The organism is Flavobacterium sp. 22659, assembly GCF_052044235.1.
Lineage (GTDB): Bacteria > Bacteroidota > Bacteroidia > Flavobacteriales > Flavobacteriaceae > Flavobacterium > Flavobacterium johnsoniae.
In genome coordinates this window covers 1-25,005 of record NZ_JBQEMU010000018.1, presented here as the reverse complement: position 1 = coordinate 25,005, position 25,005 = coordinate 1, and the positions used below count along the sequence as shown (strand labels likewise).

The window sequence follows — 25,005 nt, the reverse complement described above, 5'->3', positions numbered from 1 at the left end:
GAGTTACCACTATTAACAACAAATAACATTTAATATTAATTTTTAAATTAAAAGACAATGAAATTTACAAGAAAAGCAAATGCCAACTGGAAAGGAACCGGCATGGAAGGAAAAGGAACTATAAGTACTCAGAGTACAACTTTAGATAACGCTCAATTATCTTTTAAAACAAGATTTGCTGACGGAGTTGGAACTAACCCTGAAGAATTGGTTGCTGCGGCTCATTCAGGCTGTTTTACGATGCAATTAAGCTTCTTGCTTAACGAAGCAGGTTTTACTGCTGATGATCTCTCTACAGAAGCTACAGTAACTTTTGAAGACGGTTCGATTACTTTAATCCATTTAGATTTAAAAGGAAAAGTGCCTTCTATATCAGCAGAAGAATTTGAAAAAACAGCAGCTAAAGCAAAAGAAATCTGCCCGATTTCAAAACTTCTAAACACAACAATTACTTTATCTGCTTCATTAGTGAGCTAAAAAGTAATTATAAGGCATAAAAAAAACCATTCACAGTGTGAATGGTTTTTTTTATTATTACAGCCAATATTATTGGTTCATTGTAGCTTTTAGAGCTTTTGCCTCAGCTGTCATTTCTAACGCTTTGTAAACTCCTAATAATGTTTTTGCAACATCATCATTTTTAGGATCTAACTCATTTGCTTTTTTAAGGTAAGGAATAACACCTTTAAAAACATCTTCTCTTTGTGCTTTTAATACATCGTAACGCTTCATATCTTTAGCTGATGTACCTAATTTATTCATTTCATCAATGATTGGTTTCTCAGCTTCTAATTTTAATGCAGCAAGATTTAAATAAGCATTTGTGTAGTTAGGGTTAATTTCGATTGCTTTTAAGTAGTATTTCTCAGCATCAGCATTGTTTTTTGCATTTGCACTCAATACACCTAAATTAAATACTAAATCAGCATTGTTTGGGTCTTTTTGTAAAGCCTCTCCAACTAATTTTTTGTACTGATCGTAGTCTTTTGTTTCAAGATATAAATTAGCTTCAGTAAGAATTAAAGAGCTGTCATCTGGATTTGTTTTTCTTGCATCTGCAATTGCTTTCTTAGCTTCTTCAATTTTTCCTTTTTGAACTAAAATCAAAGCCAGGTTTTTGTAGATTTCTCCTCTTTTTGAAGGAATAGCTTCTGTTTTAGGTTTTTCGTGAGTTCCTAATTTTACAGCTAAATCTCTTTCTTTTGCATTAGCGAAGTTATCTTCGTTATTATTTGCTTTGTTTACTGCTAAGTATAAAGTTCCTTTTCCAGAATAGTTTAATTTTTTTAACTCTTCATACATAGGAAGCGCAGTATCAAAATCCTGAGCATTTACAGCTGTAGAAGCTGCATAATAAAGATTAATTGTATCGTTTTTGTCTAACAAATAAGCATCATACAATTTCTTAGCTCCTTCTGAATGCTTGTTAGCCTGAGTATCAGCAATAGCAGAATTAATTAATAATCCTTTGATGTTTGTTATAGATGCTGCAGCCTGAGTTGAATATTTCTGTTTTCCAGAAGCTTTTTCAACATCAATTAATTTTTTGTAGCTGTCAGCAGCAGCACTTAAATTTTTGCTTTCTTCAACTTTTTTGTTTGCAAGGTCTAAATACGCATTTCCTTGTACGAAATAGTACTGTGCCTGCTCAGTATCTTTTGCATTTACAATTAAGTTCTCTGCATCTTTTAATTGTGCAAGAGCTCCTTGTGCATCACCGCTTTTTAACGCTTTTTCTGCATTTTTAATTTGATCTTTTTGAGCAAATGTAGCTACAGAAATCAGTAATGCTGATGCTAGTATAACATATTTACTTTTCATAATGTTCAATTTGTATATTTAATTTAATTTTCTTGTGGACTAATTTAAATTTATTCCTCAGATTCTTCTTCTGAATCGTCTTCGTCTTCAACTACATCATCAGAGTCGTCATCGTCATCGTCAGCAGTTCCATCATCTTCAAGAACTTCATCAAGATCCGGTTTAACTCTTTCAATAGCAGATTCTACAACGTTACCATCTTCGTCAACTACAACTTCTTCGGCGTCATCTTTCATTACTTTTGTAACAGCCGCAATAGAATCTTTTCCTTTCAGGTTAATCAATCTAACACCTTGAGTAGCACGTCCCATAACACGTAAATCCTCAATTGCCATTCTAATTGTCAATCCAGATTTGTTGATAATCATTAAATCATCTGAATCTGTTACAGCATTAATAGAAATCAGTTTTCCTGTTTTATCTGTAATATTTAAGGTTTTAACTCCTTTACCGCCACGGTTTGTAATTCTGTAAACGTCTTCACCATCATCATCAACTAATTTTGTACGTTTTCCGTATCCGTTTTCGGTTACAACTAAAATTTGAGAATCAGCGACATCATTTTTACCAACAGTAACCATACCAATTACTTCATCAGTATCGTCTTTTAAAGTAATTCCACGAACTCCAGAAGCTGTTCTTCCCATCGGACGTGTTTTTGTTTCTTCAAAACGAACCAATTTACCAGATTTAACTGCCAGGATAATTTGGCTTTCTCCATCTGTTAATTTTGCTTCAAGTAATTCATCTCCTTCTTTAATAGTAATAGCGGCAACTCCATTAGCACGAGGTTTAGAATATTTCTCTAAAGAAGTTTTCTTAACCTGTCCTTGTTTTGTTACCATTACAAGGTTATGAGTATTGATATAATCTTTGTCTTTTAAATCTTGTGTACAAATGAAAGCTTTTACTTTATCATCACTTTCGATATTGATAAGGTTTTGAATTGCTCTTCCTTTTGCCGTTTTACTTCCTTCCGGAATTTCATAAACACGCATCCAGAAACATTTTCCTTTTTGAGTAAAGAACATCATGTACTGGTGGTTTGTTGCAACGAACATATGCTCTAAGAAATCCTGATCTCTTGTTCCTGCACTTTTTTGACCAACTCCTCCTCTATTCTGAGTTTTGTATTCTGATAAGTTTGTACGCTTAATATAACCTGCATGCGAAATTGTAATTACTACATTTTCATCGGCAATTAAATCTTCGATGCTTACATCTCCACCAGAATATTCGATTTGAGAACGACGATCGTCTCCGTATTTATCACGAATTTCAGTAAGTTCTTCTTTAATCAAGTCGATTCTAAGATTAACATCTGCAAGTAAAGCTTTTAAATGCTCGATTAATTTCATCAATTCATCATACTCAGCTCTTAATTTGTCCTGCTCCAGACCTGTTAACTGACGCAGACGCATTTCAACAATTGCACGAGCCTGAATATCTGACAATTTAAATCTTTCGATTAATTTCTCTCTTGCTTCATCTGTGTTTTTAGAACCTCTAATTAACGCAATTACTTCGTCAATATTATCAGAAGCAATAATTAAACCTTCTAAAATATGCGCTCTTTCTTCTGCTTTACGCAATTCAAACTGCGTTCTTCTTACTACTACATCATGACGGTGCTCAATAAAATAGTGAATCATGTCTTTTAGATTCAATAATTGAGGACGTCCTTTTACTAATGCAATATTATTTACACTAAAAGAAGATTGTAATTGAGTATACTTATATAAGGTATTTAAAACTACGTTTGGTGTAGCGTCACGTTTTAGGATATAAACGATACGCATACCATTTCTATCCGATTCGTCACGGATATTAGCAATACCTTCAATTTTTTTCTCGTTAACTAAATCTGCCGTACGTTTAATCATTTCGGCTTTGTTAACCTGATATGGAATTTCGGTAACAATGATAGATTCTCTTCCTTCAACTTCTTCAAAACCAACTTTAGCACGCATTACAATACGCCCTCTACCTGTTTTAAAAGCTTCACGAACACCTTCGTAACCATAAATGATACCTCCCGTTGGGAAATCAGGAGCTTTAATATGAGTCATTAACTCATCTACTTCGATATCATTATTATCAAGATAAGCTAAAGTACCATTGATTACTTCCGTTAAATTGTGTGGCGGCATATTGGTTGCCATACCAACTGCAATACCGGTAGCTCCATTTACTAATAAAGTAGGAACTCTTGTAGGCATTACTTTTGGTTCATATATTGTATCGTCAAAGTTCAATTGAAAATCAACTGTTTCTTTTTCGATATCTGCCATAATTTCTTCTGAAATTTTGCGCATTCTGGCCTCAGTATAACGCATCGCTGCCGGACTGTCACCATCAACAGACCCAAAGTTACCCTGACCATCCACTAATAAATAACGCATACTCCATTCCTGTGCCATACGCACCATTGCATCATAAACAGAAGTATCTCCATGCGGGTGGTACTTACCCAGAACCTCTCCCACAATTCTCGCAGATTTTTTATGGGCAGATCTTGAAGTTACACCTAAATCATACATTCCATAAAGTACTCTTCGATGTACTGGTTTCAAGCCATCTCTAACATCAGGAAGCGCTCTCGATACAATTACTGACATCGAATAATCGATGTAAGCTGATTTCATTTCATCTTCAATGTTAATAGGAATTAACTTTTCTCCTTCAGACATAAGTTGTTATGTTTAAATAATTATATTAGTTTCAAAGCGTGCCAAGATACGTTTTTTTAAAATTTTTTCAGCTATTTCCTTACACTTATTTAAATGATTTATTAACAACTTTAGTTTCGCTTTTAGTTAATAAATTAAGCGTTTTTTAACGCTTTTATTGTTATTTTTTTTGTCAATTAGCTGACAGCAGATCTCGATAGGTATGATTTTTGTTTTTCAACCAGTAAATAATTAAATTTACACTACCAATTATATATTATGGATGATAATTTTTCACCAAGAGTAAAAGATGTTATTACGTACAGTAAGGAAGAAGCCCTTCGTTTAGGACACGACTTTATTGGTACAGAACATCTTATGCTGGGCATATTAAGAGATGGTAACGGAAAAGCTATTCATATACTTAATAACCTAGCAGTTGATTTAGATCATTTACGCAGGAAAGTAGAAATACTGAGCCCGGCAAATCACAGCGTTGAGGTAAATACAGAAAAGAAAAACCTTCATCTTACCCGACAGGCCGAAAGAGCCCTGAAGACCACTTTTCTTGAAGCTAAAGTATTTCAAAGCTCGTCGATAAGCACTGCTCACCTGCTTCTGTGTATCTTACGAAACGAAAACGATCCAACAACCAAGCTGCTGAATAAACTTAAAATAGATTATGACGTGGCTAAAGAACAATATTTAAATATGACGCCAAACGAAGAAGAATTCTTAGAAAACTTGCCAAGAAACGAATCGTATAATGACGATTCAGGACAAGATGACAGTTTAAAGGAAAGTAGTTTTAATAATCCCGCCAATAAGTCAAACAAAAAATCTAAGACTCCGGTTTTAGATAATTTTGGGAGAGATTTAACAGAAATGGCTGAGGAAGGCAAACTAGATCCTGTTGTGGGACGCGAAAAAGAAATTGAACGTGTTTCGCAGATTTTAAGCCGAAGAAAAAAGAACAACCCTCTTCTTATTGGAGAACCCGGGGTTGGTAAATCTGCTATTGCAGAAGGACTTGCATTACGTATCATTCAAAAGAAAGTATCACGTATTCTTTTCCACAAACGTGTTGTTACTCTGGATCTGGCTAGTTTAGTTGCCGGAACAAAATACAGAGGACAATTTGAGGAAAGAATGAAAGCCGTTATGAACGAGCTTGAGAAAAACGACGATATCATTCTTTTTATTGATGAAATCCATACTATTGTAGGAGCTGGAGGTGCAACAGGTTCGCTTGATGCATCTAACATGTTTAAACCTGCTTTAGCAAGAGGTGAAATCCAATGTATTGGTGCAACTACTCTTGATGAGTACAGACAATATATTGAAAAAGACGGTGCATTAGAAAGACGTTTCCAAAAAGTTATTGTAGAACCAACTTCTGTTGAAGAAACAATCGCTATTTTAAATAACGTAAAAGACAAATACGAAGATCACCACAATGTAACTTATACACAAGAAGCTATTGAAGCCTGTGTTAAACTTACAGATCGTTATATGTCTGAGCGTTTCTTACCAGACAAAGCGATTGATGCTCTTGACGAAGCCGGATCTCGTGTTCACATTACTAATATTGATGTTCCTAAACAAATTTTAGATTTAGAGCGTCAGTTAGAAGAAGTTCGCGAAATGAAGAATATGGTAGTTAAAAAACAAAAATATGAAGAAGCTGCCAAACTTCGCGATGACGAAAAACGCATAGAAAAAGATCTTGCTGCTGCACAAGAACAATGGGAAGAAGATTCTAAAAACAACAGAATTGAAGTTACAGAAGATAATGTAGCCGATGTTGTTTCGATGATGACCGGAATTCCTGTAAACAGAATTGCACAGACAGAAAGCAATAAATTAGCCAAATTACCTGAATTAATTCAGAACAAAGTAATTGGTCAAAATGATGCCGTTCTTAAAATTGCACGTTCTATTCAGCGTAACAGAGCCGGACTTAAAGATCCAAACAAACCAATTGGTTCGTTTATTTTCTTAGGTCAGACTGGTGTTGGTAAAACACAGCTGGCAAAAGTATTAGCAAAAGAATTATTCGATTCTGAAGATGCATTGGTTCGTATCGACATGAGTGAATACATGGAAAAATTTGCTATCTCTCGTTTAGTTGGAGCGCCTCCGGGATATGTTGGGTACGAAGAAGGCGGACAATTGACTGAGAAAGTTCGTAGAAAACCATATTGTGTAGTTCTTTTAGATGAGATCGAAAAAGCACACCCAGATGTATTCAATATGATGCTTCAGGTTTTAGATGACGGATATTTAACGGATAGTTTAGGTCGTAAAATTGACTTTAAAAACACTATCATTATCATGACTTCTAACGTTGGTGCTCGTCAGTTAAAAGATTTTGGACAAGGTGTTGGATTCGGGACTGCAGCAAGAACAGCTCAGGCAGATGAAAACTCAAAAAGCATTATCGAAAATGCATTAAAGAAAACTTTTGCTCCTGAATTCTTAAACAGAATTGATGACGTAATTGTATTTAATGCACTAGAAAAAGCTGATATCGATTTGATTATCGAAATTGAATTGAAAAAACTATATTCTCGTATTGCAGAGTTAGGCTACAAGTTAAGCTTAACTGACAAAGCAAAAGCTTTTATTGCTGAAAAAGGTTTCGACAAACAGTTTGGAGCAAGACCGCTTAAAAGAGCAATTCAGAAATATGTTGAAGATTTGCTGGCTGAAGAAATCATCACTTCAAAAATACATTCAGGTGATGAAATTATGATGGATCTAAAAGATGATTCGCAAGAACTATCAGTAGAAATTCATAAAGCCGAAGAGCCGACTAATCAATAAATTAGTTAAAATTTATAACAAAAATAATTTACCCGTTACGTTTTCATAACATAACGGGTATTTTTTTTGCAAAAATCACTATCTTTAGTAAAAGCAAATAGCTATTTTTGAATTCAAATTCTATAATAAAAAACAAAATATGCTTCAAAACAAAGTCATTTTAGGCAGTGAAGAATGGTGCTCATTTCCAGAACTTGGAATCCCGACAATTAAAGCTCGTGTCGATTCTGGTGCCAAAACTTCGGCAATGCATGCAATCAATATTGCTCCTTTTATAAAAAATGATGCTAATTGGGTAAAATTTGATATTAACCCAATTCAAAATAACATTAAAACCATTATTCACTGTGAAGCCCCGCTTGTTGATAAACGAATTGTAAAAAGTTCAAGCGGTTACAGAGAACATCGTTATGTTATTCAGACGCATTTAAAAATTGGCGATGCAAAATGGCCGATTGAAATGACTTTGACCAATCGTGATTCGATGGGTTTCCGTATGCTTCTTGGACGCGAGGCCATGAGCGGAAGAGTTTTGGTAGATCCTGAACAAAAATACCTTTTAGGACAGCCTTCTCCGGAAACTTTAAAAGAATTATACCAAAACTCTGAAAAAGCAACTACAGGTTTAAGAATTGGTCTTTTGGCCAGTAATCCTGAATTATACAGTAATAAACGTATTATGGAAGCCGGCGAAATGCGCGGCCACGAAATGCATTTCCTCAACATAAAGGAATGTTACATGAAACTTGATGCTAAAAAACCTGAAATTCACTACCGAGGCGGAAAAATCCTAAACGAATTTGACGCTATTATTCCAAGAATCCGTCCGAGTATTACTTTTTACGGATGTGCATTAACACGTCAGTTTGAAGCTTTGAAGGTTTTTGTTTTAAATTCTGCCACAGCCATTACACAATCCAGAGATAAATTATATTCTTTACAACTTCTTTTAAACAGCGGAATTGATATTCCAACTACAGGATTTGCCAATTCTCCGCTTGATACAGACAATTTAATTAAAATGGTGGGCGGTTCACCTCTAATTGTAAAATTATTAGAAGGAACACAAGGAAAAGGCGTTGTTTTAGCCGAAACCAAAAAAGCCGCCGAAAGTGTAATCAATGCTTTTAAAAGTTTAAATGCCAATATCTTAGTTCAGGAATTTATTAAAGAAGCAAACGGAAAAGATATACGCTGTTTTGTAATCGATGGAAAAGTAGTTGCCGCTATTCAGCGCGAAGCAATGCCGGGCGAATTTAGAGCTAATATACATCTTGGCGGAACAGCATCTGTAATCAAAGTAACGGCCGAAGAAAAAAAGATTGCCATAAAAGCCGCAAAAGCAATGGATTTAAAAGTAGCCGGAGTTGATATTATTCGTTCTTCAAAAGGACCATTATTGCTTGAAGTAAACTCTTCTCCAGGACTTGAAGGAATTGAGGGCGCAACAAACAAAGACGTTGCCGGAGAAATGATTAAAGCGATTGAGAAAAATTTCAAACTATAATTAAGTTCATTTTAACTTAATCATCTCAAAATAATTTAGCTGCTTTGTCAAAGTTTAAAACCTTTGACAAAGCTTTTTTATTTAACTTTAAAATAAAAAGTTATGCCATTTCCTTATTTAGATATTATTTTTAGAAGTGTTGCCGTTTATTTTTTCATGACAATTGCTCTTCGCATTTTCGGTAAAAAAGAACTTTCACAATTAAATACTGCCGATATTATTCTGATTTTACTAATCAGCAATTCTGTTCAAAACGCAATGGTGGGTCCAGACACTAGCCTTGTTGGCGGTTTGGTTGCCGCTTTAGTTTTATTTGTAATTAACTTTGCCATTAAAAAACTAACAAAGAGATCCAAAATCTTAGGCGATTTGATACTTGACAAACCCGAAGTTTTAATTCATGACGGAGTATTAGATTTCAAAGCTTTGAGCAGACTAGATATTTCGCACGAAGAATTAAAGGAAGCGGCACGCGAACACGGTTTAGAACATCTTACCGACATCAAACTTGCTATGCTGGAAATGGATGGAACAATAAGTGTTATTTCTGCAGATCAAAAACATCTTAAGCAATCGCATTATAAGCGAAAACACAATCATAAAAATCTTCAAAAGTTTTAATTGCAGACATCAAAAAAGCCGATTTCTAATTTGAAATCGGCTTTTGTTTAATAGTTATCAGGATCTATTTCTTTTATTGTTTCATTCGTTAATCCAAAAGCTTTAAGTCTATGATTTAAATTTATTAAAATATAATCTTGTTCTTTTGGAAATCGTACAGCAATATTTTTATAATGCTGCAAAAGCTTTTTGTTGTTGATACCTTCTAAAGCTTGTAATGTAATATGAACAACTCTGTTTGCTTCATCATTTAAACCTAAAATAAAAGTTTCTAAATAATCAACCTTATTTTTTAACTGCCCAAGCGCAAAAAAGGCAGTTACTCGTATTGCGGCATTTTTATGCGAAGTAAATGAGATTATAACTGAACTATAATCAGTACCTGTTTCTTTTAATAAATACGTACAGAAGTTAAAAGTCTCATCGTCGTTAATTTTTGAAGCATTTTCTTTAATTACGTCCAGCCAGTCAAGACTTCTGTCTTTTGCATACCAGTATACAAATTGAAAAACACTTAATAAATCTTTTTGAACCCAATCTATTAAATAAGGATATGCGCGGTTATAATCGAACTTTACAAGTATTTGAAGAAGTTTTTTCTGGATTTTATCTGCACTTAAACTATATTCTTTTTCTAAAATATCTAATGTTTGAGAATCAATCTTTTTCTTTTTTAAAAGACCTTGTAAACATTCTAATTTTGTTTCCTCATCTTCTGCAGTAACAAATACATCTAAAATATGTGCTGTAGATCCACCCAAAGTATAATTAAACAAATCTTTTTCATCTATTACTGTTTCTGCTGTAATTCCGTCTAACCAGCGTTCGTACCAATCTAAAAAATTAGACTCAAAAGCAAAAAAAGGTTTCTGTCTGTCTAAATCTACATTTACAACCCTTCCTTTAAATTTTCCATTTAAAACAAGACCATAATAGTAAGTACAGCCTTCTGTTCCAAGAGGCAAAATTCCCGCAAATATCCTGCCTAGTTCAGCTTCAAAATCTTCCTCGGAAATATCATCGTTCTCCTCAATATTTTTGATTGATTCTTCCCAAAATTCATCACTCATTTTTGGATAAATGAAACAATCCTGACTCAAACAATTCTCTGGATTAGAATAAACAAATTCATCAACATTTTCACCAAAAGGAAATATCCCATAACCAGGCCCCGCTGCAGAATTTTGATAGGATATCCCGCCATTTCCTATGTGCAGTAAAAAAGCCCTATAACAATCTGGAAGAGAAACATTGTACTTTTTTTCAAATTCAAAAATATCATCAACAGCTGCCGTTTCACTTAGAACATATACATGACTATCTGCTCCAAAAACTTCTAAATCCTTATCAATTTCTTTTGCTAAAAGCAGCTTCTTCTTGATTCTTTGTATTTGATATGTTGTTTCAGAATTCATATTTTATTAAAACGAGTAAATTAAATTCGCTAAATTACTTAGTTTCTTTATTAGGAATTATATTTTTTCCGTAAAATGGTAAAATCAAATCACTATCTGCAAATTTACCGTCCAAATCAGCTTTTACCGGTGTTTTTACTAATAACGTATTAAATCTTCCTTCAACATCAATATAAATCTTCTTATCTTTAAAATAGTCGACCGCTTTTAGGCAGTCTTCAACAGCAAACAATAATTCTTTTCTGGATGATTTTTCAATATCTTTCATATCTCCAACTTTAACAATTACCAGAACTGTATCGTTTTTTTCTTTTGAAAAATATTTTAATTCATCCGTCTTAATACCTGTTAGTGTTCTGTTTACACACTCTTTTAAGAAATAAGAAATAGAATCTGTTTTTTGATCTGGAGTATCAGTAACTTTCTTTTTATCTTCCAGCAAATAAACCTTTCTTTTATCATCTGGCTTATTATCACATGAACAAAAAGTGATCCCCATAAACATTAAAGCAGCAACTGAAGCCGCGAAACGATTAATTCTTTGCATTTGTATTTTGTTTTATATTACATAATTGAGCCGTAAATCAAAGTTTATTACTGCTCATATTTTTTTGCAAAGGTCTTTTTATTTCATTTTTAAAATATCCGCTAAAAGTTTTTAAACTTTCATTTTAAGACAAAATATTTATCTATGAATACAAACAAAAAAGCCGATTTCAAATTGAAATCGGCTTTAAGATATTTTTTAAAATGTGATTATATATCACATTTTACAATATTCATATTATGAGATAAATACGCTTAGTATAAAATAAACCAAACCTGCTAATATAGCCGAAATTGGAATAGTTAAAATCCAGGCCCAGACTAAACTTACCGTAACTCCCCAGCGAACTGCAGATACACGTTTTGTTAATCCAACACCAATAATAGATCCTGTAATAGTATGCGTTGTACTTACCGGAATTTTTAAATGCTCTGTAAAGTAAAGTGTCAAAGCTCCTGCAGTTTCAGCCGCAACACCTTCAAACGAACTTACTTTTGTGATTTTAGATCCCATTGTTTTTACAATTTTCCATCCACCGCTTAAGGTTCCGGCTGCAATTGCAGAATAACATGCTAATGGAATCCAGCTTGGCATTTGTCCTTTAACACCTAAATCTTCATTTGGCAGAACAACATCTAACCAGGCATCCATATGTACTCCATGATTAGTATTGATATAAACAGCAACTGCTGCAGCAATAATTCCCATTACTTTTTGAGAATCATTTCCTCCGTGTCCTAAACTAAACGCCGCAGAAGATAATAATTGCATTTTTTTCAAAGCAGCATCAGCCTGATGAAGGTTTAAGCTACTGAATATTAAACAAAAACCACTAACTGTCAAGACAATGAAAGCAACTAAAAACCATTTAATATTGTGGGCTTCAAAAGCAACACTCCAAAAATGAGAATCAAATCTTGGTTTATCAATCTCTGAATAAGGAATCATCTGATAGTATACAAATACGATTGTAGCAATCATTAATGCTCCAGTAAAAATTTTAGGACCAATACTTTTTCGAGAAGCATTTAATAACCAAATAGAAATTAAATATGAAGCCAAAGCTCCTAATAATGGCGCAAGAACTATAAAAGCAATAATAATAAGGACTCCGGAGGGCATTGCACCATCTTTTCCTGCCTTATACCAGCTTACAATTTCATACCAATAATGTGTTGCGCCGTCTTCTCCAACATAACCAGAAAAACCGTGAACTGCGATTGCGTGTGCAACAGCTGCTCCGGCAAAACCTCCAATTAATGTATGTGAAGAACTTGAAGGAATTCCTAACCACCAAGTCAATAAGTTCCAGCAGATTGCTGCAATTACTCCAGCGAGAATTACAACCAGGTTAATTTCCATGGTGTGCGCAGTTTTGGCAACAGTATCTGCAACACCAAATCCGAAAACCCAATAAGCCAAAAAGTTAAAAAATGCTGCCCAGACAACCGCCTGAAAAGGTGTTAAAACCTTTGTTGCAACAACAGTCGCTATAGCATTTGCCGCATCATGAAAACCATTGATGTAATCAAAAATTAAGGCTAATACTATAATTAATATAAGTAGCGTCATAAAGTTATAACTTCAGATTGAAAAATTGAATTAAGAATGTTTTACAGAAATAGATTCTAGTATGTTTGCAACACTTTTACATTTGTCTGTTGCTGATTCTAAAACAGATAAAACTTCTTTATATTTAATGATGTTTTTAGCATCTGTTTCGTTTTCAAAAATTTCAAAAACTGCTTTATTATAAACATTATCAGATTTGTTCTCCAGTTTATTAATTCTGGCACAAGCATCTTTAATGATTTTAAAATTCTGTAAATTTCTTAACTCTTTTACCGCACTGTCAATGTTTTGACAAGCTTCAAGATTAATCTCTGTCATTTTTCTGATAGATTTTGTAATCTTATCAACCTGATATAATCTCATACGGCTTGCTGCACCATGAAGGTAATCAGCAACGTTATCAATAGAAGTAATTAATGTATGAATATCCTCTCTATCAAATGGAGTAATAAAGTTTCTGCTTAATTCCAAATTGGTCTGACGTGTAATGTCTTCGCCTTTTTGTTCTAATTCGTCAATCTTTTGAAAAAGAATTTCTCTTTCTTTTAATGGAAGGTTTACAGCTTCGTGTAAGTTAGAAGCTAATTCAATTAAATTGCTTGAAGCTTCTTCAAAAAGTGGAAAGAATTTCTTGTCTTTCGGCACTAAAAATTGGAAAATACTGTTTATTGACATTTTTATATTTTTGATAGCGCAAAATTACTTCCATTAATACTTTGCAATGTTAAGCCATTGTTAACAAATCGTTTTCTATTTGGAAACTCTCCAGGAATAACACTGTGTTTTCTATATCATTATGTAAGATTCTGTCTTCTTTTACCAAAGGCACTACTTCTCTGTAACTGCTTAAAAACATTTCAATAAAATCACTTGATTTTAAAGGCTCTCTGTAGGCAATTGCCTGCGAAGCATTTAATAATTCGATTGCTAAAATACGCTCTAAATTATCTAAAATTCGTAAGGCTTTTGTTGCGCCGTTTGCTCCCATGCTTACGTGATCTTCTTGTCCGTTACTCGAAACAATACTGTCAATACTGGCAGGAGTTGCCAATTGTTTGTTCTGGCTGGCAATACTTGCAGCAGTATACTGCGGAATCATAAATCCAGAATTTAATCCCGGATTATCAACTAAAAATGCAGGAAGGTTACGCAATCCAGAAATTAACTGATACGTTCTTCTTTCAGAAATACTTCCTAATTCTGCCAAAGCAATCGCCATAAAATCTAAAGCCAAAGCCAAAGGCTGACCGTGGAAATTACCGCCTGAAATAATCTGATCGGCTTCAATAAATATATTAGGATTATCGGTTACTGAGTTGATTTCTGTTTTGAATACTTTTCGAACATAATCAATTGCATCTTTTGAAGCGCCGTGAACCTGAGGCATACAACGGAAAGAATACGGATCCTGAACGTGTTTCTTTTCCTGAGCAATGATTTCGCTTCCGTCTAAAAACTCTGTAATTCGCTGCGCCGTTACGATCTGTCCTTTGTGCGGACGAATATAATGTATCAATTCGTTAAAAGGCTCGATTCTTCCATCAAAACCTTCTAAAGAAATGGTTCCAATTAAATCTGCCAGATACGAATATTTATATGCTTTGATCAAAATATGAGCGCCATAAGCACTCATAAACTGAGTTCCGTTCAATAAAGCCAAACCTTCTTTTGACTGTAAAATAATTGGTTCCCAGTCAAAATGTTTTAAAACTTCTGCTGAATCTGTTTTTTTTCCTTCAAAAAACACTTTTCCTTCACCAATTAAAGGCAAAGATAAATGTGCTAAAGGCGCTAAATCGCCAGAAGCTCCAAGTGAACCCTGAGTATAAATTATGGGTAAAACATCATTATTATAAAAATCAACCAAACGCTGTAATGTAATTAACTGAATTCCAGAATGCCCGTAGCTTAAAGATTGAATCTTTAGCAAAAGCATCATTTTTACAATTTCAGCAGGAACTTCCTCCCCTGTTCCGCAGGCATGAGATTTTACAAGGTTTTCCTGAAGTTTAGATAAATTTTCATTCGAGATTTTTACACTGTAAAGAGATCCAAAACCAGTATTAATACCATAAATGGGCGCTGTATGCGTTGCCATTTTTTTATCTAAATAATCACGGCATTTTTGAACGTTTACTTTAGCTTCTTCAGACAGTTCAAGTGTTTTATTATTTGATAAAATTTCGTGAAGTGTTTCTAAAGTTATCGTTTCTGTACTTATATAATGGATTTCTCTCATGATGATTTCAAATTTTAAAACGTCAAAATTCAACAAATCAACATTAAAAAGCAACATTTTATCACAATAATTAAAAATTTAACCTGCACATTTCTATACTTTTATTTTTTTAACAATAGTAAAATGGTGTCAGCTAGTGCTTTTTCCGGCAGTTTTTATTAAAAATCAAAACACTGCCAATCCTGTTTCTTTAATAAATGAATTCCGAAATATATTAAAAACTCAACTTAACATATCTAATTTTAACAAATGCTCAATATTGAATTGCAGAGGTTTGAATTATTAAAATATTCGTAAAAAGGCTTTTGAAGTTTTTAACTTTTATAAAAAGCTGTACTTTTGGAAAACCAAAATGAAAAGTAACAGCATAAAATATCAATCTACAATTATTACAGCTCAAACAGGAGCTGCAATTGCTGCTGCCACAATTTCTACTACAACAACTACTACCCCTTAGGGGTATACATTTTTACATATAATCCTAGGTTACCTATACTTTTTTCTTGAAAGAAGAGAGTTATTGGATACATGAAAAACATTTAGAAAAGAAAAAAAATAGCCGCAGTTTTCAGTTTCAGTTCACAGCTAATAACCTTTGAACCTTTGTTACTCAAAATTGCACCTTATTAAAAAATATCACAAAATGAAAGTATTAAAATTTGGCGGAACTTCTGTAGCCAATGCTCAAAATATAAAACTTGTTCTCGAAATTGTTAATCAAAAAGCTGCAAATGATAAACTTGTTGTTGTAGTTTCTGCACTGAGCAAAGTGACCGATCTGCTTCAATCTGCAGCAGCAAAAGCAGCGGCAAACGATGAAAGCTTTAGAGAAGTTGTTGCCGAAATCGAGAAAAAACACCTTGATACTTTAAAAGAACTAATTCCCGTAAGTGAACAAAGCAGTCTTTTAAGCCATGTAAAAAGAATTATTAACCATTTAGAAACTTTATTAGACGGTTGTTTCTTATTAGGCGAATTGTCTCCAAGAACTGCCGATACTATTTTAAGTTTTGGAGAATTACTTTCATCATTCATCATTGCTCAGGCATTTCAGCAAACTGAAAAAGATGCCGTTTATAAAGACAGCCGTGAGTTAATTAAAACTGATAATAATTTTGGAAAAGCAGCTGTTAATTTTGAAGTTTCAAATCAGCTGATTAAAGAATATTTTGCTGAAAATAAAGCAAAAATCAATATTCTACCGGGATTTATTGCACAGACTTTAGACGGAATTACTTCGACTTTAGGACGCGGCGGTTCTGATTATACTGCTTCAATTATAGCTGGAGCTTTAGATGCCGAACAATTGGAAATTTGGACAGATGTAAACGGAATGTTTACTGCAAACCCAAAAATCGTAAAACAAGCACAGCCAATTGCAAATATCTCTTATCAGGAAGCGATGGAATTGTCGCATTTTGGAGCAAAAGTTTTATATCCGCCAACAATTCAGCCGGTTTTAAGAAAAAACATTCCTATTTTAATCAAAAATACTTTTGAACCAGAAGCTGAGGGAACTTTGATTTCTGACACTGTTGTATCAAAAGATACCGTTGTAAAAGGAATCAGCCATATCGACAATATTTCACTTGTAACTCTTGAAGGTCCGGGAATGATTGGAGTTGCGGGTTCTTCAAGACGTTTGTTTGAAGTATTGTCTCAGGAAAAAATCAACGTGATTTTTATTACTCAGGCTTCTTCTGAGCATTCAATTTGTATCGGAATCCTGAATTCTGATGCTGATAAAGCCGAAGCTGCAATTAACAGAGCTTTTGAAATCGAAATTTCGCAAAACAAAATCGATCCTTGTTATGTAGAAAAAGACCTTTGCATTATTGCTTTGGTGGGTGAAAACATGAAAAATCACCAGGGATTGAGCGGAAGAATGTTCAGTACTTTAGGAAAAAACAACGTAAACATTCGTGCAATTGCACAAGGTGCTTCTGAAAGAAATATTTCGACTGTAATTAACGAAAGAGACGTTAAAAAAGCACTGAATACTCTTCACGAAAACTTCTTTGAAGAAAACACAAAACAGCTCAACTTATTTGTAATGGGAGTTGGAAATGTTGGAGAAAAATTCATAGAGCAGATTCACAACCAAAGAAAATTTTTAAAAGATGTTTTAAAAATTAATGTTCGCGTAATTGCTTTATCAAACTCAAGAAAAATGATTTTTGATGAAGACGGAATCTCTTTAAAAGACTGGCAGTCGACTTTAGAAAAAGGAGAAAATGCAGTTGCGGCAGAATTTATCGCCCGTGCAAAAGAACTGAATTTACGTAACAGTATTTTTGTAGATATTACTGCAAATGCAAGCGTTTCTGAAATGTACGAGAAATTCTTAAAAGAAAGTATTGCGGTTGTAACTTGTAATAAAATTGCTTGTTCATCTGCTTACGACAATTATAAAAAATTAAAAAATCTATCTCGTCAATACAACGCTCCTTTCTTGTTTGAAACGAATGTTGGTGCGGGATTACCAATTATTGACACCGTAAAAAACCTTATTGCTTCTGGCGATAAAGTGCATAAAATTCAGGCAGTTTTATCAGGAAGTTTGAACTTTATTTTCAACAATTTTGACGAAAATAATTCTTTCCACGACGTGGTAAAAGAAGCCGGAGTTCAAGGATTCACAGAACCAGATCCAAAAATTGACTTAAGCGGAATTGACGTAGCGCGTAAAATCCTGATTCTAATTCGTGAAAGCGGTTACGAAATGGATATTGATGCCATTGCAAACGAATCGTTCCTGCCTGCAGAATGTTTAGCAACAACAAACAACGAAGATTTCTTCGCATCGTTAATCAAACATGCTGCTCATTTTGAAGGTATTTATAAAGAAGCTTTAGCCAAAGATTCAAGATTGAAATACGTGGCGCAATTCGAAAACGGAAAAGCAAGCGTAGGTCTGCAATTCATCCCAAAAGAGCATCCTTTCTACAATTTAGAAGGAAAAGACAATATCGTGCTTTTCTACACAGATCGTTACGTAGATCAGCCTTTATTAATCAAAGGAGCCGGTGCCGGAGCAGCGGTTACAGCATCAGGAATTTTTGCTGACGTTATTCGAATAGGTAATATATAAATTTTTGTTTCTGGTTTGAAGTTTAACCGCAAAGTACGCAATCCCGATAGCTATCGGGAACGCAAGGTTCGCAAAGCTTTGTTTTTTCTTGTGAACTTTGCGAAAAAACCTTGCGAACCTTGCGGTTAAGCTCACAAAGTTTGGCAACGTGAAACTTTAAACCTGAAACCTGAAACAACAAAAAATGGAAATAAAATTATTCTGTCCCGCTACAATTGCCAATCTCTCATGCGGATTTGACGTATTGGGACTTTGCTTAGACAATGCGGGCGATGAAATGATTGTTCGAAAAGTCGATCAAAAAGGAGTTCGAATCACTAAAATTGTGGGTGCCGATCTGCCTTTGGAAACCGAGAAAAACGTTTCTGGAGTTGCGGCTTTGGCAATGCTTGAAACTTTGGACGAATTGGATTTTGGATTCGAAATCGAAATTTATAAAAACATTAAAGCCGGAAGCGGTATTGGAAGCAGTGCTGCAAGTTCTGCCGGAGCGGTTTTCGGAATTAATGAATTATTGGGAAGACCTTATTCTCGTAAAGATCTGGTTCAGTTTGCGATGCAGGGCGAGAAATTAGCCAGCGGAAACGCGCATGCCGACAACGTTGCTCCTGCCCTTTTAGGCGGATTTACGCTGGTAAGAAGTTATGCTCCGCTTGATATTATCAGAATTGATAGCCCAGAAGAATTGTACGCAACAGTGGTTCACCCGCAAATTGAGTTGAAAACTTCTGACGCTCGTTCGGTTTTAAAACAAAATGTTTCCCTAAAAAGCGCCATTATGCAATGGGGAAATGTCGGCGGATTGGTTGCAGGTCTTTACACAAAAGATTACGAATTAATCGGACGTTCGCTTCATGACGAAATCGTTGAGCCTTTAAGAAGTGTTTTAATTCCAGGGTTCGACCAAATTAAACAAACGGCTTACGAAAACGGCGCTTTAGGTTCTGGAATTTCAGGTTCTGGTCCGTCTATTTTCGCTTTAAGCAGAGGAAAAGAAACCGCCGACCAAATCGCAAAAGCCATGAGCGACGTTTACGAAAAAATGAATTTACCGTATGAAATTCACGTTTCGAAAATTAACCCAGACGGCGTCCGTGTGCTATAGCACGCTGTAAGCAATAGGCTTTAAGCAATAAGCTTAAAATCTTTGCAGAAAATATTGAAAACAAAAAAAAGAAAAAGCAATTAGCTAAAACAGCCAAACGCATAAGGAAAAAGCATAAAGCCTAATGCTTATAGCTTAAAGCCATAAAAAAGCCTAATGCCTAAAGCCTAAAGCTTAAAGCCACAAAAAAATGAAATACTACAGTTTAAACCATAATGCACCAAAAGTTTCTTTTCAGGAAGCTGTTATACAAGGATTAGCAACTGACAAAGGATTATATTTCCCAGAAAGCATCACACCGCTTGATCCTTCTTTTTTTGATAAAATCGAAAGTTTAAGCCACGAAGAAATCGCTTTTGAAGCAATCAAACAATTTGTTGGTGACGAAATTCCAGCAGAAAAACTAAAAGAAATCATTGCCGAAACTTTAGTCTTTGATTTCCCGGTTGTGAAAGTCGAAAACGGAATCTACTCATTAGAATTATTCCACGGACCAACAATGGCTTTTAAAGACGTTGGAGCGCGTTTTATGTCACGTTGTTTGGGTTATTTCAATAAAGACAAAAAAGACGCTAAAAACACTGTTTTAGTAGCCACTTCTGGAGATACAGGCGGAGCTGTTGCAAGCGGATTTCTTGGCGTTGACGGCGTTGATGTTGTCATTTTATATCCGTCTGGAAAAGTGAGCGATATTCAGGAAAAACAATTGACTACTTTAGGGCAAAACATTAAAGCGCTTGAAGTAGACGGTGTTTTTGACGATTGTCAGGATATGGTGAAAAAAGCGTTTTTAGACGAAACTTTGGCGCACAAAAACCTGACTTCTGCAAATTCTATTAATATTGCGCGCTGGTTACCACAAATGTTTTATTTCTTCTTTGCTTACAAAGCGTTGAAAAGTCAAAATAAACCTTTAGTTTTCTCTTGCCCAAGCGGAAACTTCGGAAATATCTGCGCCGGAATTATGGCAAAGAAATTAGGTTTGCCAATTGAACATTTTGTAGCTTCTACAAACGTAAACGACACCGTGCCAAGATTCTTAGAAAACGGAAAATACGACCCAAAACCTTCTAAAGCGACAATCTCTAACGCCATGGACGTTGGAAACCCAAGCAACTTTATCAGAATTCAGGAATTGTACAACAACGACTTAAAAGCTTTCGAAAAAGACTTTTCTTCTTATAGCTATACCGATGAAGAAACTCTTGAAGCTCTAAAGAAAATTTATAACACGGACGGTTATATCGCAGAACCACACGGCGCTGTGGGTTATTTAGGTTTGAAAAAAGAACTAGAAAAACACCCTAACGCAATTGGTATTTTCTTAGAAACAGCACATCCTATTAAGTTTTTAGATGTTGTTGAACCTGCTCTAGGAATTACGCTTCCCATTCCTGCTCAAATTGAGAGTGTTATTAATGAGGAGAAAGTTAGTACGAAGATTGGGACTTATGAGGAGGTGAAAGCTTTTTTGGGGTAAAAAACATACGATAAATGATTAAAGCGAGTAAAAAGTTTTTTACTCGCTTTTTTTATTGCATTAAACTAAAATTATTTTGATTTAACAAATAAAAAATATCAAGTACGGAAATCCGTAAAAATTGGTAAGAAAAAATACATATATTTGAGAAAGAATAATGAAATAAACGAGTTGATAAAATCATTAAAATAGACGCTCTATTCATGACAAAACATAATTTAGATGTTGAAACTGAAGTAGAAATTAAAACTACTAATAAACTTGAAGATTTTAAAGTTAAATATATATTTTCATCAGCACATCGTAGAACACAGAAAGATAAAGCTAAATGGATTATTTCAACGCATGAAGAATTAGCTTGTTTTAAAAATGCTCAAATAAACAAATATTTAGAAAACAAAGGACTAGCTTGGGGATATTTAAAAACCGCTAACAATTTCACTGATTTAGGAATAAATGGTCATAAAGAGATTTTAAAAATTGCCAAATTCGTTGATAAAAATGAAGTAAAAATATGGCATGGCTATCCAGCCGATTTTGCAAGAAATCCACAAGATCGTCCAAGCATTGACATATTAAGAACTTGGCGCACAAACCAAGTTATTGAAAAACATCAAATTCTAAAAATACGACAAGGAAAAACATGCAACCTATAAAAATTTCAATAGATGGAGATTATCTAGATTGTCAAATATACCGTGACAGGCTATACTTATGGACATTTAATGGTGAACTTAAAGTATTTAATTGGTCAGAAATGGTTTATTCTTTATCAAAAAATCATAACGACAAAATTGCTCTTCAATTTTGTTTTTTAGACGGAAACTTTTTATACAAGAATAATTTAAAAATGCTTTTCGAAGATCAAGAGTTTAACCAATTATTAATAAACAAATTTAATTTACTTTTCAAGGAAATTTACCATATTTCTGAAAAAAAATCAAATTCGTTTTTGTATGGTCAACAAGAAACACCTGGAAAGTATTTACCAACTGATACAGAAATTTATTCCAATAATTTGTACTTCATTACTGAAAAAGGACTTTTTCAATCTTCTGCACACCGAAAAGAAAAAAAATATCCTGTAAGCTCAAAACCGAATAAAATTTGGGATTGTAATTTATTATCTCTCAAGGCTAACAAATATCCTCAATTATCTTTATCAGGAGGTAGTGAGGGATTGTTTGAATTGGATATTAATAATTTTAAGACATGGAATCGAAAAACTCCTAAATTGATAAGTTCAAAACATTCTTCTTTTGCAAATTATGCTTATCAGAGTATTTACAATTCTTCATTAATTGACAAATCATTCATGTCGTTATATGAACTTAAAAATCAAAACGTTATCAATGATTATGATGATGATGATGATGATGATGATGATGATTTATCATTAATGAGTTTATCTAACAGACCAAGATTCAGAAGAAAATATTTAGAAGATATACCAGAGGAAAAAATATTCGATAATAATAAAAAGCATTTGTTAAGCTGGGCGGTTGAAGATAAAGTTTACAGAGCAACTACACAAGATTTTCAAATTGTTCGCTTTAATAATTACGCAAAGATTAAAAATGGAGAAGATTATTTCTCATCTGTATATAAATTAAATATAAATTCTTGGGATGGAAAAGTTATAGGCGGTGGAACATCCTATTTTGGAACAATTGTAGAATGCGAAAACTCACTAATAATAATTTTTAGCAATGAAGAGGTTCTTAAAATTCCGGGACCAATTACAAAATGGAGAGTGTACCCAAGATCACATTTCTATGAAAATCATTTACATGTTATTAAAGACAACTGTATTGAGATTTATTCTTTTAATCATGATTATTTTATAGATCAAACAACAAAAAAAGTAGGAATCGCATATAAAGAAAATAGAAGATAATTATTATTCCCTCACTCGTGAACACAAAGAAATTCACACCCCAATTAAAACAGACACAAGCGACAAGTTCGCACTAGCAAGAGAATTAATTATTAGCATTACAAACACTAAAGTGTAATTATAAAAATAAAAATAAATGCAATATTTAATTGATACAACAATATCGGAAAATCTAAGTACCTCAATCAATCTCGTTAATAATATTGAATTTGAAGAAAATATACCTATTATAACAGATCAAACTTTTATTATTAATTATGCTGACGCAATACAAAACTATCCTGGAAGAATTTCGCCAGTAGCTAATAAAAGCTATGGAATAACACAATCTTTTTTTCATAACGATAATATTATTCATTTAATAATTGTAAATGAAGAATTATGTTCAAGATATGATGCAAATCTTACAGCGGTTATATTACATGAAATTGGTCATATTGTAAATGAATATGGAGAAAAATTAAATCCATTTCAAGCTTCCTTAAGAAAAATTAATCTAAATGATTTAGATAATACAAACAACCAAATTCAGCTTGAAAATGAATTCCATGCTGATTATTTTGCAAAAAAATATCTTTATCAAAATGAACTAATTCACAACCTTAATTCCTCTTTAAATTTAAATATAGGATTTGATGATAATGAATTAAGATTACGAATTGCAGAATTGCAAAATGACATGGTAAGAATAACTAATCGTGTAAAATCACATACAATATAAAGTAACTTAAACGTTCGTTCGTGAACACAAATAAAAAAGAGATCTCGAAGTGAACTGCCCCCAAAAAGTTAGACACTATTTGGGGGCATTTTTATGGAAAGAAAAGTCAAGTACAATTGTGAATTTAAACTTCGTTGTGTAGAAGAAGTTATGAAAAGGCATAACTCGGTTAAAGGCACAGCTAGAGCAAACAAGATAGCTGAAAGCAACCTTACATGCTGGATTAGCCGCTATAATGAATTTGGAATTGAAGGTCTTTTACCAAGGCAGAAAAATAAAGTTTATACTGCAGACTTTAAATTAAAAGTAATACAAACCATTGAAAATAAGTCTTTATCTTTGGATGAAGCCTGCTTGATTTTCAAAATTCCAGCGCAGTCAACCATAATTAGCTGGCAAAGAAAATATGCAAAAGATGATTTGGCAGGCTTAGAACTTAAATCACGTGGCAGACCAGCAGTTATGAATTTTAAGAGAAAGCAACGAAAAACAGACAAACCTTTAACCAGGGAAGAGGAACTCTTAAAGGAGTTAGAGTACCTGCGCGCTGAGAACGAAATTCTAAAAAAGTTCAACGCCTTAGTTCAAGCCGAGCAAGCCAATCAAAACAAAAAGCTCAAACCATAATGGAATTAAGGCATAAGTATGATTTAGATCTTTTGCTAAATTGTATGAACATGGTTAGAAGTACGTATTATTACTATGAAAAGAAAGGTCAGGTAATCGATAAATATCAAGAGATAAAAGATTTAATTAAACAGATTTACAATTATCATAAGGGCAGGTTAGGATATAGACGTATTACTCTATTACTCAAAAAAGAGGGGATTTTAATTAATCACAAAACAGTGCTTCGATTAATGAAATTTTTAGGATTAAAAAGTCTAATCAGAATCAAGAAGTACAGATCGTATAAAGGAGAGCAGGGAAAAATAGCCCCTAATCTACTGCAGCGCAATTTTAAGGCTGATATACCTAATCAAAAATGGGCAACCGATGTGACTGAATTTAATGTTTCTGGCAATAAATTGTACTTATCGCCGATAATCGATCTGTTTAATGGAGAGATAATTAGCTATGAATTATCGCAAAGACCAGTGTTTAATCAAGTTTTAAATATGCTTGAAAAAGCATTTAAAAAAATACCCGATAATACTAATCTGACTCTGCATTCTGACCAAGGATGGCAGTATCAAATGATACAATATCAGCATTTATTAAAGAAAAAAGGAATTATGCAAAGCATGTCCAGAAAAGGCAATTGTCTTGATAATGCGATAATTGAAAACTTCTTTGGAATATTAAAATCAGAGTTGTTTTATCTAAAAAAATACACTTCCATTAATCAATTGAAACAAGAGATTATCGAGTATATAAATTATTATAATAATGACAGGATTAAACTTAATCTAAAAGGAATGAGCCCGATACAATATCGAGCTCATTATTATAAAACTTAATTATTAATTTGTCTAAACTTTTGGGTGCAGTCTA

The 25,005-nt window shown here is 33.6% G+C and carries 18 protein-coding genes; 11 read left to right on the top strand and 7 right to left on the bottom strand.

The genetic code is table 11. The features are described 5' to 3' along the window. Positions 1-57: 57 nt before the first annotated feature. Complete coding sequence (locus ACTJIW_RS16980; protein ID WP_012024652.1) at positions 58-477, top strand: OsmC family protein; 420 nt, start codon at positions 58-60, stop codon at positions 475-477. A 69-nt stretch (positions 478-546) separates the two neighbouring features. On the opposite strand, the gene ACTJIW_RS16975 is transcribed toward ACTJIW_RS16980, so the two are convergent. Both ACTJIW_RS16975 and gyrA read right to left on the bottom strand, forming a co-directional pair. Further along, positions 547-1,821: a tetratricopeptide repeat protein gene (locus ACTJIW_RS16975; RefSeq protein WP_012024651.1), complete on the bottom strand. Its 1,275-nt coding sequence runs from the start codon at positions 1,819-1,821 to the stop codon at positions 547-549. 50 nt (positions 1,822-1,871) lie between these two features. Then, entirely contained in the window at positions 1,872-4,511 is a 2,640-nt protein-coding gene (gene gyrA, locus ACTJIW_RS16970; RefSeq protein ID WP_012024650.1) for a DNA gyrase subunit A, read from the bottom strand. A gap of 258 nt (positions 4,512-4,769) precedes the next feature. Between gyrA and ACTJIW_RS16965 the strand changes: the two genes are divergently transcribed. From ACTJIW_RS16965 to ACTJIW_RS16955, 3 genes are all read left to right on the top strand, one after another. After that, positions 4,770-7,316 carry an ATP-dependent Clp protease ATP-binding subunit gene (locus ACTJIW_RS16965; RefSeq protein ID WP_073409774.1) on the top strand — a complete coding sequence of 849 codons (2,547 nt, stop codon included), beginning with the start codon at positions 4,770-4,772 and terminating at the stop codon, positions 7,314-7,316. A gap of 139 nt (positions 7,317-7,455) precedes the next feature. Next, positions 7,456-8,823, top strand: a complete 1,368-nt coding sequence (rimK, locus tag ACTJIW_RS16960; RefSeq protein WP_012024648.1) for a 30S ribosomal protein S6--L-glutamate ligase — start codon at positions 7,456-7,458, stop codon at positions 8,821-8,823. A gap of 102 nt (positions 8,824-8,925) precedes the next feature. After that, positions 8,926-9,444 (top strand): DUF421 domain-containing protein, encoded by a 519-nt coding sequence (locus ACTJIW_RS16955; protein WP_440716065.1) that lies wholly within the window; start codon positions 8,926-8,928, stop codon positions 9,442-9,444. A 47-nt stretch (positions 9,445-9,491) separates the two neighbouring features. Here the strand turns inward: ACTJIW_RS16955 and ACTJIW_RS16950 are convergent, their stop codons facing one another. The 5 genes from ACTJIW_RS16950 to hutH all read right to left on the bottom strand — a co-directional run bounded on the left by ACTJIW_RS16950 (position 9,492) and on the right by hutH (position 15,217). Beyond that, positions 9,492-10,859 (bottom strand): SMI1/KNR4 family protein, encoded by a 1,368-nt coding sequence (locus tag ACTJIW_RS16950; protein ID WP_440716066.1) that lies wholly within the window; start codon positions 10,857-10,859, stop codon positions 9,492-9,494. Between the two features lie 34 nt (positions 10,860-10,893). Next, on the bottom strand, positions 10,894-11,406 hold the full coding sequence (locus tag ACTJIW_RS16945) for a hypothetical protein (protein ID WP_433810264.1): 513 nt from the start codon (positions 11,404-11,406) through the stop codon (positions 10,894-10,896). Between the two features lie 237 nt (positions 11,407-11,643). After that, positions 11,644-12,978 carry an anion permease gene (locus tag ACTJIW_RS16940; protein ID WP_440716067.1) on the bottom strand — a complete coding sequence of 445 codons (1,335 nt, stop codon included), beginning with the start codon at positions 12,976-12,978 and terminating at the stop codon, positions 11,644-11,646. A gap of 30 nt (positions 12,979-13,008) precedes the next feature. Beyond that, positions 13,009-13,653 carry a DUF47 domain-containing protein gene (locus ACTJIW_RS16935; protein ID WP_012024643.1) on the bottom strand — a complete coding sequence of 215 codons (645 nt, stop codon included), beginning with the start codon at positions 13,651-13,653 and terminating at the stop codon, positions 13,009-13,011. Positions 13,654-13,702: 49 nt separating this feature from the next. Further along, complete coding sequence (gene hutH, locus ACTJIW_RS16930) at positions 13,703-15,217, bottom strand: histidine ammonia-lyase (RefSeq protein WP_440716068.1); 1,515 nt, start codon at positions 15,215-15,217, stop codon at positions 13,703-13,705. 643 nt (positions 15,218-15,860) lie between these two features. On the opposite strand from hutH, the gene thrA reads away from it, so the two are divergent. The 7 genes from thrA (at position 15,861) to ACTJIW_RS16895 (ending at position 24,971) form a co-directional block, all read left to right on the top strand. Further along, positions 15,861-18,308 (top strand): bifunctional aspartate kinase/homoserine dehydrogenase I, encoded by a 2,448-nt coding sequence (thrA, locus tag ACTJIW_RS16925; RefSeq protein ID WP_440716069.1) that lies wholly within the window; start codon positions 15,861-15,863, stop codon positions 18,306-18,308. Between the two features lie 184 nt (positions 18,309-18,492). Further along, positions 18,493-19,413: a homoserine kinase gene (locus ACTJIW_RS16920; RefSeq protein WP_121361654.1), complete on the top strand. Its 921-nt coding sequence runs from the start codon at positions 18,493-18,495 to the stop codon at positions 19,411-19,413. Between the two features lie 190 nt (positions 19,414-19,603). Beyond that, complete coding sequence (thrC, locus tag ACTJIW_RS16915; protein ID WP_440716070.1) at positions 19,604-20,893, top strand: threonine synthase; 1,290 nt, start codon at positions 19,604-19,606, stop codon at positions 20,891-20,893. A gap of 203 nt (positions 20,894-21,096) precedes the next feature. Beyond that, positions 21,097-21,549 carry a hypothetical protein gene (locus tag ACTJIW_RS16910; protein WP_440716071.1) on the top strand — a complete coding sequence of 151 codons (453 nt, stop codon included), beginning with the start codon at positions 21,097-21,099 and terminating at the stop codon, positions 21,547-21,549. Then, the gene (locus tag ACTJIW_RS16905; protein ID WP_440716072.1) at positions 21,537-22,790 is read left to right on the top strand and encodes a hypothetical protein; all 1,254 of its coding nucleotides are present in this window, start codon (positions 21,537-21,539) and stop codon (positions 22,788-22,790) included. The genes ACTJIW_RS16910 and ACTJIW_RS16905 overlap by 13 nt, the downstream gene beginning before the upstream one ends. 136 nt (positions 22,791-22,926) lie before the next feature. Further along, entirely contained in the window at positions 22,927-23,511 is a 585-nt protein-coding gene (locus ACTJIW_RS16900; protein WP_440716073.1) for a hypothetical protein, read from the top strand. A 93-nt stretch (positions 23,512-23,604) separates the two neighbouring features. Then, positions 23,605-24,971 (top strand): IS3 family transposase gene (locus ACTJIW_RS16895; RefSeq protein ID WP_440718436.1). Its coding sequence is split into 2 segments (ribosomal slippage): positions 23,605-24,073 and positions 24,073-24,971, totalling 1,368 coding nucleotides; the frame shifts between segments, so codons are not numbered across the junction. The last annotated feature ends 34 nt before the right edge of the window (positions 24,972-25,005 follow it).

What these genes read in the sequence shown, in the direction of transcription:
- ACTJIW_RS16980 (WP_012024652.1), top strand. Translation starts at nt 58, where the DNA reads ATGAAATTTACAAGAAAAGCAAATGCCAACTGGAAAGGAACCGGCATG.
- ACTJIW_RS16975 (WP_012024651.1), bottom strand. Translation starts at nt 1,821, where the DNA reads ATGAAAAGTAAATATGTTATACTAGCATCAGCATTACTGATTTCTGTA.
- gyrA (WP_012024650.1), bottom strand. Translation starts at nt 4,511, where the DNA reads ATGTCTGAAGGAGAAAAGTTAATTCCTATTAACATTGAAGATGAAATG.
- ACTJIW_RS16965 (WP_073409774.1), top strand. Translation starts at nt 4,770, where the DNA reads ATGGATGATAATTTTTCACCAAGAGTAAAAGATGTTATTACGTACAGT.
- rimK (WP_012024648.1), top strand. Translation starts at nt 7,456, where the DNA reads ATGCTTCAAAACAAAGTCATTTTAGGCAGTGAAGAATGGTGCTCATTT.
- ACTJIW_RS16955 (WP_440716065.1), top strand. Translation starts at nt 8,926, where the DNA reads ATGCCATTTCCTTATTTAGATATTATTTTTAGAAGTGTTGCCGTTTAT.
- ACTJIW_RS16950 (WP_440716066.1), bottom strand. Translation starts at nt 10,859, where the DNA reads ATGAATTCTGAAACAACATATCAAATACAAAGAATCAAGAAGAAGCTG.
- ACTJIW_RS16945 (WP_433810264.1), bottom strand. Translation starts at nt 11,406, where the DNA reads ATGCAAAGAATTAATCGTTTCGCGGCTTCAGTTGCTGCTTTAATGTTT.
- ACTJIW_RS16940 (WP_440716067.1), bottom strand. Translation starts at nt 12,978, where the DNA reads ATGACGCTACTTATATTAATTATAGTATTAGCCTTAATTTTTGATTAC.
- ACTJIW_RS16935 (WP_012024643.1), bottom strand. Translation starts at nt 13,653, where the DNA reads ATGTCAATAAACAGTATTTTCCAATTTTTAGTGCCGAAAGACAAGAAA.
- hutH (WP_440716068.1), bottom strand. Translation starts at nt 15,217, where the DNA reads ATGAGAGAAATCCATTATATAAGTACAGAAACGATAACTTTAGAAACA.
- thrA (WP_440716069.1), top strand. Translation starts at nt 15,861, where the DNA reads ATGAAAGTATTAAAATTTGGCGGAACTTCTGTAGCCAATGCTCAAAAT.
- ACTJIW_RS16920 (WP_121361654.1), top strand. Translation starts at nt 18,493, where the DNA reads ATGGAAATAAAATTATTCTGTCCCGCTACAATTGCCAATCTCTCATGC.
- thrC (WP_440716070.1), top strand. Translation starts at nt 19,604, where the DNA reads ATGAAATACTACAGTTTAAACCATAATGCACCAAAAGTTTCTTTTCAG.
- ACTJIW_RS16910 (WP_440716071.1), top strand. Translation starts at nt 21,097, where the DNA reads ATGACAAAACATAATTTAGATGTTGAAACTGAAGTAGAAATTAAAACT.
- ACTJIW_RS16905 (WP_440716072.1), top strand. Translation starts at nt 21,537, where the DNA reads ATGCAACCTATAAAAATTTCAATAGATGGAGATTATCTAGATTGTCAA.
- ACTJIW_RS16900 (WP_440716073.1), top strand. Translation starts at nt 22,927, where the DNA reads ATGCAATATTTAATTGATACAACAATATCGGAAAATCTAAGTACCTCA.